The organism is Vibrio sp. QJM3NY_35, from assembly GCF_057785915.1.
On sequence record NZ_CM173508.1, the window covers coordinates 290,565 to 303,811 of the forward strand.

The 13,247-nt window shown below is 42.2% G+C and carries 14 protein-coding genes; 4 read left to right on the forward strand and 10 right to left on the reverse strand.

Annotation, left to right across the window (positions count from 1 at the left end; translation table 11 throughout):
• Window positions 1–79: 79 nt before the first annotated feature.
• The 4 genes from AC3CH3_RS16710 to yegD form a co-directional block, all read right to left on the reverse strand.
• The gene (locus AC3CH3_RS16710; RefSeq protein ID WP_488538747.1) at window positions 80–712 is read right to left on the reverse strand and encodes a LysE family translocator; all 633 of its coding nucleotides are present in this window, start codon (window positions 710–712) and stop codon (window positions 80–82) included.
• Window positions 713–862: 150 nt separating this feature from the next.
• The gene (locus AC3CH3_RS16715) at window positions 863–1,495 is read right to left on the reverse strand and encodes a fumarylacetoacetate hydrolase family protein (RefSeq protein ID WP_488538748.1); all 633 of its coding nucleotides are present in this window, start codon (window positions 1,493–1,495) and stop codon (window positions 863–865) included.
• A 287-nt stretch (window positions 1,496–1,782) separates the two neighbouring features.
• On the reverse strand, window positions 1,783–2,841 hold the full coding sequence (locus AC3CH3_RS16720) for a porin (RefSeq protein ID WP_488538749.1): 1,059 nt from the start codon (window positions 2,839–2,841) through the stop codon (window positions 1,783–1,785).
• A gap of 492 nt (window positions 2,842–3,333) precedes the next feature.
• The gene (gene yegD, locus AC3CH3_RS16725) at window positions 3,334–4,686 is read right to left on the reverse strand and encodes a molecular chaperone (RefSeq protein WP_029405526.1); all 1,353 of its coding nucleotides are present in this window, start codon (window positions 4,684–4,686) and stop codon (window positions 3,334–3,336) included.
• Window positions 4,687–4,845: 159 nt separating this feature from the next.
• Between yegD and AC3CH3_RS16730 the strand changes: the two genes are divergently transcribed.
• The gene (locus AC3CH3_RS16730) at window positions 4,846–5,154 is read left to right on the forward strand and encodes a DUF1289 domain-containing protein (protein ID WP_019823434.1); all 309 of its coding nucleotides are present in this window, start codon (window positions 4,846–4,848) and stop codon (window positions 5,152–5,154) included.
• A gap of 133 nt (window positions 5,155–5,287) precedes the next feature.
• Here AC3CH3_RS16730 and AC3CH3_RS16735 read toward each other — a convergent pair whose 3' ends face one another.
• A complete protein-coding gene (locus AC3CH3_RS16735; RefSeq protein WP_019823432.1) occupies window positions 5,288–5,638 on the reverse strand; it encodes a HopJ type III effector protein in 351 nt (116 codons plus the stop codon).
• A gap of 193 nt (window positions 5,639–5,831) precedes the next feature.
• On the opposite strand from AC3CH3_RS16735, the gene AC3CH3_RS16740 reads away from it, so the two are divergent.
• Window positions 5,832–6,491, forward strand: a complete 660-nt coding sequence (locus tag AC3CH3_RS16740; protein ID WP_488538750.1) for a PilZ domain-containing protein — start codon at window positions 5,832–5,834, stop codon at window positions 6,489–6,491.
• Window positions 6,492–6,610: 119 nt separating this feature from the next.
• Here the strand turns inward: AC3CH3_RS16740 and luxQ are convergent, their stop codons facing one another.
• The 5 genes from luxQ to AC3CH3_RS16765 form a co-directional block, all read right to left on the reverse strand.
• Complete coding sequence (gene luxQ / locus AC3CH3_RS16745) at window positions 6,611–9,184, reverse strand: quorum-sensing autoinducer 2 sensor kinase/phosphatase LuxQ (protein WP_488538751.1); 2,574 nt, start codon at window positions 9,182–9,184, stop codon at window positions 6,611–6,613.
• Window positions 9,184–10,278: an autoinducer 2-binding periplasmic protein LuxP gene (locus tag AC3CH3_RS16750; RefSeq protein ID WP_136973815.1), complete on the reverse strand. Its 1,095-nt coding sequence runs from the start codon at window positions 10,276–10,278 to the stop codon at window positions 9,184–9,186. The genes luxQ and AC3CH3_RS16750 overlap by 1 nt, the downstream gene beginning before the upstream one ends.
• Before the next feature lie 308 nt (window positions 10,279–10,586).
• A complete protein-coding gene (locus AC3CH3_RS16755; RefSeq protein WP_019823424.1) occupies window positions 10,587–10,901 on the reverse strand; it encodes a GIY-YIG nuclease family protein in 315 nt (104 codons plus the stop codon).
• A complete protein-coding gene (locus AC3CH3_RS16760) occupies window positions 10,902–11,558 on the reverse strand; it encodes a YceH family protein (RefSeq protein WP_488538752.1) in 657 nt (218 codons plus the stop codon).
• A 56-nt stretch (window positions 11,559–11,614) separates the two neighbouring features.
• Window positions 11,615–11,815 (reverse strand): hypothetical protein, encoded by a 201-nt coding sequence (locus tag AC3CH3_RS16765; protein WP_488538753.1) that lies wholly within the window; start codon window positions 11,813–11,815, stop codon window positions 11,615–11,617.
• A 195-nt stretch (window positions 11,816–12,010) separates the two neighbouring features.
• Between AC3CH3_RS16765 and AC3CH3_RS16770 the strand changes: the two genes are divergently transcribed.
• A complete protein-coding gene (locus AC3CH3_RS16770; protein ID WP_004730049.1) occupies window positions 12,011–12,325 on the forward strand; it encodes a DUF496 family protein in 315 nt (104 codons plus the stop codon).
• Between the two features lie 197 nt (window positions 12,326–12,522).
• Window positions 12,523–13,149 carry a D-Ala-D-Ala carboxypeptidase family metallohydrolase gene (locus tag AC3CH3_RS16775; RefSeq protein ID WP_019823420.1) on the forward strand — a complete coding sequence of 209 codons (627 nt, stop codon included), beginning with the start codon at window positions 12,523–12,525 and terminating at the stop codon, window positions 13,147–13,149.
• Window positions 13,150–13,247 lie beyond the last annotated feature (98 nt).

The following is a 13,247-nucleotide window of genomic DNA, read 5'->3' on the forward strand; positions in this document are numbered from 1 at the left end:
TAAATATAAAAAATGGACGCTCGAAGCGTCCATTTTTGTCTCAGCGGCTAACCACGAGAATATGTCTGATTTGATTCGTCTACGAAGTAAAGAAAGACGACAACATCCAGATAGCCAACACGATGAAGACTCCACCCATCACTTTCTGTTGATAGGTACGAAACTTTGCGTTTTCTACGAGAGACTTACCAATCGTACCCACTAAAGCCACCAGCAAAAAGTTGAACGTTAAGCCGAGAACATTCAACAATAAACCTAGAACAAGCATCTGCTCACCAGAAGTCGCTTCAATGTTCGTCGATACAAACTGTGGCAAAAACATCACAAAGAAAACCAGCGCTTTAGGATTAAGCAGGTTACTGATTAACGCTCTTTGGTAGTAGGCTTTTGCTGCAAAGTTATCGCTTAACTCAGGCGCGTTACCCTGTTCTGTTCGAAGGCAATCCCACCCCATTTTCAATAAGTAGGTACCGCCTAACAGGTGAAGGGCATTTAGAGCTATTGGGCTCATCGCAATCAATGCTGAAACACCCATTGCCGCCAATACTGTCAGAATGATTCCAGAAGTCGCATTACCTAAACTTGCAAACACACCAACCTTACGGCCGTAGCTCATACTCGAGCTCGCAATGAGTAACATATCAGGGCCAGGCAAAAGAAGAAGGGCAACAACAGCAGTTAGGTAAACAGGTAAGATGGCTAAGTCGATCATGGGGTTCAGTATTGATAAAAACGGAGGCGGATTTTATATCAATTACCAACACCCTTCCAGATGCAATTAGTTGTAAGGAGGATATATATTCGAATTAAAAACCAACTTTAACCACTTACACCAACTTATTAACTGAATATAGAGTATTAATTAACTCGCTACCCACTCGATCTCAATCAATGTCGTTTCACCACACTTTAGACGACCGAGGAAGATATCACCTCGATGCACCTCGCCAACACCTTTGGGTGTGCCTGTCATGACAACATCACCATCAAGCAAGGTCGTGTAAGAAGATAGCTCTTCGAGGATAGTTTGTGGGGAATATAGCATCTGCTCAACGTGGCCTTTTTGAACGCGAACACAGTTAATAAACAGCTCCAGATTTAAGTCTGTGATATCTAGGTTATCTGTTGGAACAAAGCGACTAAACACGGCTGAGCCATCAAACGCTTTGGCGCGTTCCCAAGGCAGGCCTTTCGCTTTTAAGCTACTTTGCAATTCACGTTTGGTAAGATCTAACCCTAAACCTACCGCTGAGTATTGACCATTTTCAACGATGAAGCAGATTTCAGCTTCATAGTGCAGGGCTTCTTGGTGAAAAGAAGAGAGAGATGACGTAACACTGGTGCTCGGTTTATTGAAAACCACCATAGAGTCTGGGATTGCGTTATTGAGTTCTTCGATGTGATCGACATAATTACGTCCAACACACAACACTTTAGTTGGTGTTGCGGTTCGTTTCGAATTCATCAATTGTTCCTGCCCTACAACGCTGCTCATAGTTTATCCCTGAACTATTTTTTGGAGTGCAGAGTTTAACGCATCATAAAAACAGAGTCTTCGACAAGATGGTTACCAATATCTAAATTCTGATCTTGAGCTCAATTCAATGATTTAAATACTTTTATCCGAAGATCGCAGCAGTACGAATAACAATCCAGATAAAAGTTCTAAACGAAAAAAGCCCTCTCCAACCAAAAGGTTTGAGAGGGCTTAGCATGGTGTCTAGGACAGTATCCTAAAAGGTAAACTTAAGGAGTAAACACTATGCTAAATTAGTTAGCGGCTTACAGGTAGTAACGAGCACCAAGAGTCCACTTGTCGTCAGACTTGTAACCAGTTTCGTCGTTTAGATCGAACTGATAACCAGTGTAGCCAACAAAGTTGCTAGTGAAGTTGTATTCAGCTTGTAGAGCTAACTCTTCACGGTCTGTCTGTGTAGCAGCACCTTTCGTTGCTTCACCTTCAACTACTTCGTAGTTAACGCTTAGGTTTAGGCTATTTGCAAGAGCGTAAGCTGCTAGCAATTCGTACGCAGTGCTTTCTTCAAGGCCTACGTTCATGTTTTCGTTTGAAGCGTAGATACCCGCTAGGTATAAACCTGAACCGTATGAACCGTATGCAGCAGATACTAGGTGAGACTCAGCAGTCTTAGAAACACCACCTTCAGTGAAGTCACCAGTATTGAACGCGTAGCCTAGTTTAACACCAGCAATAGAGTAACCTAGAGTTGCTTGAACGCGATCACCGTAAGATGCAGTTGAACGCGTTGTAATAACTACACCGTTGTTACCAACCGTTTCTGTTTCAGTAGTAACATCGTTATCACCTTGCCAACCTAGACCAAAGCTAAATTCGCCAGCTTCACCCAGATCAAATGCGTTGCGGTAGCTTAACATTTTGTCAGCACGGCCAGTACCAAGAGCACCGTGGTTGTCGTATAGGAAATCATTCGCGAAAGCGATTGGCATATCTGTAGAACCTGCTACATCATAGTATGGTGCCCACTGAGTACCAGCAACTGCGCGACCAAGCTCATCATGAGTTAGACCTACATAACCAAGACGAGTAGTAAATGTATCATCACCGCCATCTAGGTAGTTAAGTGCCCATTCGCCTTTAGCGTCAGCTGTAAAGCCATTTCCCAATTCTTGAGTAGCGTTGAAGTTGATACGTGGAGAGTTTGTACCTACTGAAGCATCATCTTTTTCAGAACCGTTTACGTTTACTGAAACGTGACCGCCTACAGAAAATGCAGTGCCGTCTTCGTTGTAAAGTTCTACTGCAACTGCCTGTGTACCAAATACTGCACCAGAAATTGCTAGCGCTAAAAGTTTCTTATTCATTGTCATATCCATTATGTAACTGGGTGAGTTATTCACTAACAACCTCGTGCTTACGGAGAAGTTGTTACCTGCATTTAACAAGTAGAGAAACCCTAATATACGAATGACAAGAAAGTTGCATTAAAATATATAAAATAAAAAAAATTGCACCATAAAAAACAAAAAATCATTTAAAAACAAGTAGATAACCCGAAAATAACTGGTGATTCTTTTCATTCTTTGAGATAATCATTTTGATTTTTTTTGATTTTATAATCACTAAAAACGCATTAAAAATCCAAATCCAAGATAACTCATCAGACCATCTAGAGGTGAACCTTTAACCTTGAAACATTTTGTAACACATAGAACTCAACTGAAATATTTAGTTTTGCGAAACAAATCCCAATTTGAGCTAGGAAAAATCGCTCAATAGCAAGTTCATTAGAGAAAAAACAAAAAAAGGGCAACCAATCAGCGACTGGTTGCCCTTCATAACTCATCATTGGACTCTTATTTGAAGCAAACCTCAGCCCAACGAGCTAAACCTGCGGTTACTGAACCGAAGTAATTACCACTCACAATAGGCACATTCGGTACAGCTTGTTGTACCGCTTCTCGAAGGATAGGCGAACGTGCAGAACCACCCGTCATGTAGATGACATCTGGCTTTTTCTGGCCTTGTTGAATCGCTTCTTTAACCAACTCAATCATTTTAGACTTTGGTGTTTCAATCGCTTCAACCATCTGTTCGATTGAGATATCCACCTCGACCAGTTCGGAGGCAACATTAATCGCAGCACGATATTGAGAGGATTCTGCTAGCGCAATCTTGGCTTCTTCCGCTCTACGCACAATACCGTAGCCCAAAGTGTCGTGATAAACCTTCATCAAACGTTCTAGCTTTTGAGGCTCTGACGCTTCTTTGCGAAGTAATTTCAATGCTGTTAGGTTTTCTCTTGAATAGAAATTCTTTTGAGCTTCAACATTATTAATCGCAATTGGATTCCAGAATTGAGTCAGTGGCATATCGATACCCGAAATGCCTTTGCTGCCCATACCAAAAGGCGACATCAGTTGTTTAAAAGCAAGGTAGATATCGAGGTCATTTCCTCCTACCCTTTGCCCGCTGTGCGCAAGTAAACTCTGAGTACGATCTGCCTTCCCAGACCAACTTGGTCCCATTTCTAATAATGAGCAATCGGTGGTACCACCGCCGATATCCACAACCAATACCGTTTGGTTTTCAGTTAAGGTGCTTTCATAATCAAGACCTGCGGCTACTGGCTCAAATTGAAACGCAATATCAAGAAAGCCTGCACGCTTAGCTGCACGAGTGAGGATGTCTTCAGCTTGTCTGTTCGCCTCTTCACCACCTCGACCGTGGAAGTTAATTGGTCGACCGATGACAGCTTGCTTGATCTGCTCTTGAGTAGTGCGCTCAGCTTGGTGTTTAATATTTGCCATCATGGCGCACACTAAATCTTCGAAGAAACTCACCTGAACATCATGCAACCCACTTGCGCCAAGGAAAGACTTAGGAGACTTAACATAATAAACATCACGAGGGTCTTCTAAGTATAAGTCCAATGCAGCCTGACCAAATGCCATGTCTTCTGGCACTAGGTCGATGCTCTCTTCTCTGTTCTGCGCAATTGCACGTCGTAGTACTTGCTCACCGATCGCATCACTCGGCTTGATATTCAAGTGGCGGAAGAGGTGTTCAGAAACACTCTCACGGGTAGGCGCAAACACGGTTGAGGGAATATAGTGGTTGTTACCTTCGAGCGGTAACAGGCTTGGCTCTCCATTAACCATCGCCGCGACAGAACAGTTCGCTGTTCCATAATCAAATCCAATAAACATAATATCCCCCACTCAACAAAAGGGGCGAGATGCTACATGAAAAGCCTAAAAATTACGAGGTCATTTCTAAATTTAACTGAGTAATTTCTTAGCCTAACGGCTCTTCAAGAAGAAACAAATATGCTACATTTCAGCCCAAATGAATCACAGGTTAGATAAATGAAAACACCTTGCCGAGCGGCTTGTAAAAATAATGGCGGAATGTGTAGTGGCTGCTTTCGAACAATGGATGAGATTATAGGCTGGAAAGGCTTATCTGAAAACGAACGAACGTCAGTCATGGATAACCTTAGTGGCGAGAGTTCGACTCACCAATGTCCACAGTGTAATGAGCTAGCTCAATGCGATATCAGTGCGGGCAAAGAGACGTGTTGGTGTTTTGACCTAGAAAAACGAGATACTAGCGATATTCCAAAGGCTGGAGCATGTCTATGCCGCAAGTGCTTGTCTGCCCTGCCTGTTCAGTAGTTTAGAACCTATTCAGCTCGTTACTAGTTAACAAGTTACAAGCTGGTGCAACGCAGACAAAAAAGCGAGAGGTTATTTTCTCGCTTCAAAATACTGAGATTAAGTTTCGACCTGATAGCTACCTGGTTAGTGTCTACTTCGCTTTTGCAACCAGCGCAGGCTGAGAAAACTGGATACCATTCCAGCCATGAACCATAAAGTTACGAATATTTTGATGGTCGCTGTTCTCAGGAAAACCTAGCACGTCGTTACGATAAAATTGACCAAAACAAGCAAGAGTTTGCTCTGCTGATAGGCCTTGCTCTAATCCAAAAGCAAAAATCTTACACGAACCATTATTCTGCCCTGCTGCATTCACGACCTCACCATTGCGAAATTCGCGCTCACAAAAATCATAGTGAGCTTCGATCACTTGCATTGTATCTTCAAATTGCACGGCTTCTGGCGTTTCAGCCAGAGTATTCAATAAGGTTTCCAGTTCCATTTACTATTTCTCCATCAAGTATATATCTGTCAGCAGTGTATCTTGTTTTACGACAAGAGTAAGCCGTTGTTTACTTGAGATAACGATTCATTTTTTGTTGTACGCTGCTAATTACCTCAATGAAACTAATGACATAGTTTTATCAGGACGTTATATTATTTTATCAAACGATTAACATTGTTCAGTAACGAATATGCATAAAGATAAAAACTTAGAACTGTTCAGATACCTAAAGCCAGGTACAAAAACAGCAGGTGTATTGGAATTTGGCCCAGACGACTCAATCCAGATCAGTACACTTTATATCGGACACAAAGAAGATCAGTACCTTATCTTAGAGCTTACGCAAAAAGCGACAGAAGCACTGACACTGAGAAAGCTCACAAACGTTGATATTATTGTTCGTGCGATTACCGACACCGAACTTGGGCACATTGTCGCGTTCAAAACCAATTTACTGGCTCATATCACCTCACCAGCACATCTAATCTTCCTTCGCCCACCCTCAAACTTTGCAACCAAGCCTATTCGTGAACACGAAAGGTATAAAGTACGTTTCAGCTGTGAAGTCACTTTTGATACCTTGTCGCTGGATGCCACACTGATCGATTTTTCAGCGTCAGGCTGCGGTATCTATCTTACGCAGCAATCAGATATTGATGTCGGCTGGAAGATAAAAGTTAATTCCGACTTAAATGAGTACTTAGGTGACGATCTGGTCTACAAAGTGGTGAGTAAGAAAAGGCAAAGACAAGGCTGGCTGTTAGGTATCCAATTTCCTGAACACCTAGATATGAGTGATGAGTTGAAAACGTTGCTATTGGAACAAGCCTTTGTCTCAGGATCTATATAAAGACAGACTCGATATAAAAACAGGTTCTATATAAATATATACTCATCAGGATTTGTGTGGCGACAACAAGTTAGCCACGCCTCTTCAATAGAGTCCGTTTAAGAGCGCTAAGTTAAAACCTAGTGCTCTGTGTGATTCCAGTATGAGTTTTTAAAATGAACAAACGCTTGGTGCAGCGACTCTTCTTTAATCGGTTTTACAATCACGTAATTCGCCCCTGCGGCCATAAAGCTGTCTCTAGTTGACTCTTGAGCATCTGCGGTACACGCATAAATAGGGGCAGACACACCAATTTCACCTCTTAGTTGCTGAGTGGTTTCAACACCACCAAGATTAGGGAGCTGGTTATCCATCAAGATCAAGTCATAGGTAATCGTCTTAGCCATCTCTATCGCTTCTAAGCCATCTTTTGCCCAAGTGACGACCATGCCATATTTCTTACAGAAAGCCTGAGCAATAAAGGCATTGGTGTGATTGTCTTCCACCAGCAACACATTCAAAGGTCGACTAAACAACGCCTCTGGCTCAACTTCAGCTTGTTGCTTAGCATCGACTAATAGCGGCTTGGCGTGTACGACCACTGGAATTTCTATCGTGAACTCTGAGCCTTGACCTATCACGCTGCGGACTTGAATGTCCCCTTCTAGCATATCGACCAGATTTTTTACAATTGTAAGTCCTAAACCAGTGCCACCATATTCACGAGTGGTGGTCTCTTCGGCTTGAACAAAGGGTTCAAAAACAGCATCAATTTTACTTTCATCAATACCAATTCCGGAATCTTGCACTCGCACGATTAAGCTGGCGTGATCGGAGTTAAAGATGCTCTCGAGCTCAAAGCTGACGGAGATACCGCCTTGATGAGTGAATTTAAAAGCATTACTCAACAGATTAAACATGATCTGATTGAGGCGTACTTGGTCGGTATTGATTTCAATGTCATCAACCAAGTGATTCACAATGGTAAATTCGACGGATTTATCTTCACACAGCGGTCGATAGATGCTGTCTAAAGTATTAACTAACTCCCCTAAACGGAAGTCTTTCTTTTGAATATTAAACTGCCCTTGCTCAATTTTTGAGAAGTCCAAGATATCGTTAAGTACCGCCAGTAAATGTTCCGCACTATTACACAGTACATCCACCTGCTCGCGATTATCTTCATTGTGCATAGAGCGCTTCAGCAGCTGAGACACACCGAGAATACCGTTGAGCGGCGTGCGAATCTCGTGACTCATCTTAGCTAGGAAGTCTGCTCGCACATTCGCAAGATGCTCAGCTTCTTCTCTTGCTCGATCAGCCTGTCTTTCCGCCTCGATAAGCTTAGTAATATCTTGCCCTTGTACCACCACTCCTGTGATGCCGTGTTCCACGCGAATAGCAGACATGTTCCAACGAAACACCTTTTCACCAATGGGTACGTTAATACCCGTCAGTTTAGAACCCTGAACCACCATTTGCATATTAGGTAGCATTCGATGCTCAAACTCTTGGGCAATTGGACCATAATTGTCATCAGCATCGAACAACGCCATGCGAGCGGCGGGGTTCATCTGAATCAAATCGCCTTTTTCAGACCAAACTAAGATAGGCGAATGAGCAAAGTTAAAGAGATCTTGGAATTTTTGATTCTGTTCAGATAAGCGCTCAAAGGTGTCTTCAAGAGTACAACCAATATGATGAAATTCGAAAATGTTAGAGCCATCGAACTTGTTGTACTCTTCGCTAGCACTTGCCGAACGAGTAAAGTCCATTAGCTTATCAAGCTCGGCTGAGACTCTCTTTTGAATCCAAGTTCGAGCAAAAAAAGACATCAATATGATCACCACAATCACCACGATGATCGCACGCTGATAATTCTCTTCTAACGCAATGAAATTATTATTTTTTTGAACAGCTCGAATGATTAAAGGAGTTTCAACAGCATTAATCTTAATGGTTGCGATGGTAACGAAATGACGCGGCAACTGTTCGTACATTTGGTAATTGAGGATGTCAGTAATGGTGTAGCTTTCATCACCACTGAATGTCGATGTCACCGGTGTACCGTGCGCTTCAATCACGATATTTTCGCTATTACTGCCCTGTTGGATTGACTCAGCCAAAGAGAAGTTGTTATCAAGCACAATGGCGATATAGAGTTGACCAAGGACTTCCCCAGTAGCGTTATCAACAATAGGGGTACGGCGAGCCAACAAGTGACGCTTACCTATATCTGTCCTCAGTTTAATAAAATGCCAATTACTGCTGAACGAAACCTCATCAGAAATATGCTTTAAGTTGGACTCATCCAAACCATAAAATTGACTGTTGCCGTCTTCCCAAGCCAAACCATCGTGGGTTGAGACAAAGCGTAAATCTGGTGCATGATCCGGTTCACGTTGGTCAACACCAAAGAAAAAGTAGCTCAGAGTCTCGTCATTACCCGTATCAAAATACTCTCTGAGAGTTTCACTGTGTGAGCTACTGTCTTGATGGATTTGCAGCACCGACAAACGATAATCAAACATGTTTTGGATCAGGCTTGAGGTTTGCTGAACCGTTCGATTCGTCTCTTGCTGTACGATATTACTGCTGGTTTCATAATTATGAATAAGCACGCCAAGTGCCATCACGCCTATCACCAAAATAACGATACGCGTAATGAGTCTAGCTAAAGTGTTTCTAGGTGTACTGGCGTAGCTTTTCTTCATTAGTGACCTGAGTACCTAAATGCTCGCTGTTTAAGTTCTGAAATACGTTCTGGGGAATCTTCCTTGGTGACAATTTCAAATTCACCAGAGTAAACGGTAGGCACTTCCAAACCGGCTAGATCCCACTTGATCGCCTCTGCCATTGCAATGCCTGTATCGTCGTTCATACGCATGACAGTAACATCTAGGTCGCCCCTTGCAATGGCTTCAAGTTCAGCAGAGCCGCCTCCCCAGCCATTCACTAAGATGTCTTGGCCCGATTCACGAATCGCTTCCATTGCACCGAGAGCGACATCCGTTGAACATGCATAGATAAAGTCTAGATCCTTATCGTTCTCTATGCTGATTTTAGCCGCTTGGTAGCCACTGTCTTTGTTTGATTTTGTGTAAAACGAAGACTTAAGGGTAAAGTTGGTATCAGTATTCACTTCATGGATAAAAGTATCCCCACGCGCATCACTGATATAGCCTTGTGAGTAATACAAAACAGAATACTTACTGTCTGGTGGACTTACTTGTTTAAAATAGTCCGCCAGCTTTAAGCTGCCTGTCGCATGGTCAAAACCCACATACATAAATGGCTGTCTATCTGCCCAAGCTCGCACTGGCGTCGTGATATTTTGAAGAATCAGTTTGGTGTCAGTAGAGGTCAACACGTGTTCAATAAACTTGCGGTGGCGCGTGGTATCCAGCGTGAAAATCAAATAATCCGTCTTGTTTTCAATCGCTTCTTGCAACGAAATACTCTGCTGCGCGAGATCGGCATTAATACGGGTAAATACTTGATTTATTTGGTAGCGGATCTTCAGCCTATCGAGACGTTTCTCAAAAGCTTGAATATTACGAACCCAGTAATCCGAGATCTGTTGGCCCGGATACACCACGGAAATCGTAATTGGTTCGTCTTGGATTCTTCTCAATGGCACAGGGTGATTTTGTACAGCCTCGACCATTTTATCGGTCAATGCTCTTTGTTCTGGAAAAGTGGAAAGATAATCTTGGTATTCCCAGTACCCATTGAGGACATGAGTACCATGGGAGAGAGCGGACGCAGAAAATACGGCAAGTCCAAACAACATCAGTAAACGTTTCATATTTTTCTCGTTTTGTATGAGCTACTTTGGCTCATTTTTTAACCTAGCATGACACCATCTCTTTGTATGGCTAATGGATATTATGTAGGACAACGATGATAAATGATAGCGTCTAACACTAATTAGAACGACATTCTAAATGAGCAATATATTAATTTGGAATGGAGATTAAGAACGACCAGTTCAATCATGATTTCAGCCCATTCACATTAGAATTAATTAACCTTTAAATTCAAAAGCTTAGATTGATTTATTATAGTCCTTTACATTATTAAGATTTAATCAATAACAAACATTTTGGCTATGAATTATGAGACTTCGATATATTGAATTTTGTCTTTTTGCCACTCAATAATCAGTTTGAGTGATACCAGTTTTTCTTTGCGGGATTTGGGCAATTGCTTAATCGCATATTCGGTTTTCAATGCTTCACTTTTTGAGCCAACATCAAAACTCCAAACCAGCTTTAGCGGGCCTTTACCTTTTAAAGCTTTGGCGCCTTTACCGGTTTGATGTTGTTCAAATCGACGTTCTAGATTGTTCGTCACGCCACAATAAAGGGCATTGTGACGATTGCGGATCAAGTACACGACCCAATCCGCATTTTTATCAGCATCTGACATTTAAAGCAGTGATTCAACCAGAGCCTTAAGCTCTGCCACTTCTGCTCGTAGGCTTGCAACTTCAGACTCAAGCTCTTCAAACTTTTCACTCGTTGCAGAGGGGGCAGCCGCACTTACTGATGCCGTCGCAAACGCTTCAACATCCACTTCACCGCTCAACAAGTGCTGGTAGCGTGATTCACGTTTACCCGCTTCGCGTGGCAGCTTCACAACCAAGGCACCTGCTTCTCTTGCAGCGAGTTTGTCTAATGTTGCTTCGACTTCTTTCACATCACTAAAGTTTGCAAGGCGACCCGTTCGAGTACGAAGTTCACCAGGCGTTTGCGCGCCGCGCAGTAACATACAGCAAATGATTGCACTCTCTTGCTCTGTAAATTGCAGATCACCGAACTCAGTGTTGCAGAAACGATGCTGATACTTATTAACACGGCTATTGAAGCTGCTCTCATCACTCACCATGCGACGTCCGATTAAACCATCAACCGCATCTAAAACATCTGACTCAGAAAGAGAGAGAACAGGTTCACGGTTACTCTTTTGATTACATGCCGTGGTTAAACTGTTCAGTGTCAGTGGGTAATGATCGGGAGTAGTGACTTCTTTTTCGATCAAACAACCGATAATTCTCGCTTCAATTGGGGAAAGTACTGTGTTCATCGTTTTTCCTTTTTATTATTTTGATAATTCCATCTCAACACCTAACAATGCAGTAACTAGTGTTCAGACAAAATTGGTACTCGTTTCTTTCTGCCCTGTTCATCAATCATTATGATCTTAGAACGGTTTAGCTCTATTTCCACGACTTCCAAATAAGTACGCTCTTGTACATACGCATCACGAAGCTTGTTTTGTTCTGCTGAAGATTCAGTGACATTGTCGTCCAATTCGTCGTTTTCCAATTGTTGTTGATTCATTTCACATTTCGTATCAATGCAGTATCTACATGGGATACTAACTTGAACGGCAAGATAAAAACAATCACACATCAGCGAGAGTGACGAATAATTAAACAACCTTACTTTTGCTTTGATCTAAAGACTGTTACATCATCAATTGATGTGCTTTAATCAGAACCAGACAACGTATTTGACGAATAGGAAAAGGAATCTATGAGCAGCGTATTTGAAATTGTTAACCAAGCACGACGTAAGAACAAACTTAAGCGTGAACTTTTAGACAACGAAAAGAAAGTTCGTGACAACCGCAAGCGTGTCGACCTTCTTGATAACCTACTTGATTACATCAAGCCAGAGATGACTCACGACGAAATCCTAGGCATTATCAAAAATATGAAAGCTGACTACGAAGACCGTGTTGATGACCACATCATCAAGAGCGCTGAGATTTCTAAAGCTCGCCGTGACATCAGCCGTCGCATTCGTGAACTGACAGAAGAAGACAAGCAAACTCAAGGTAAGAAGTAATCTAACTTCGCTAATTTACTTGTAACAATGTTAGTAACCCACTCTTAGTAGTGGGTTTTTTGTACCTAAACTCCAGCGTCTATACTTAAGCGTCTAAACCTAACCGTCTAGACTTAAGCGTACCTAAGCAAAATGAATGAAACTCAACAGCAGTATCAAACTAAATAACGAGTGTACACTAGCGATGGAGAGACTTTATGTACGGAAGTATTCTGATTACCTTGGCGTTATCAACGACACAACCTTACCCTGAAAAATTTGAGAAACTTTATACCGAAGAAACCGAAATCACTTATGACGATCTCGTGGTCGATGTTCATGGCTACAAGGTTCCGACCCGATCAGCATTTCGAGGTTGGATGCTCCTCAATCACGCTCAAGACCAAGTGAGAGCGATCGGACAACAACTCAAGGACAATGGCGTCACTCAGAGCATGCCTCTGCATCTCGTTCTATTGCAAGGGACGGATTGGGCAATGAGTAATACAACCTTGTTTACCCTCCCAAATAAGAAACATGTGCCAAACATGATCAATACCCTGAAGTACATACAACAATATATTGAGCCTGAAATCGGTGTTGTTATCCCTGTGTCCGGAGAGCGAACCAATATCTACAATCAACAAGCTGGTGGTGCACTGCGAAGTAAACACTTGGAATTCTGCGCCTTAGACTTAGTTCCTGCGAATAATATTACTCGCGAAGATCTGCACGTGAAACTTAAAAAGGTTCATGCTGAATTTGGGCAAAAAAATAACGTTGGGCTGGGGTTGTATTCTGGTGTTCGATTCCACATCGATACTTGCGGATTTAGACAGTGGTAACCACACCACAGAGTCATAAAGACATGATAGCCAATAAAGTCATTATGACTCACACAGTTAACAGAACACTTTAACCACTTGATTTAATGATTAAATTA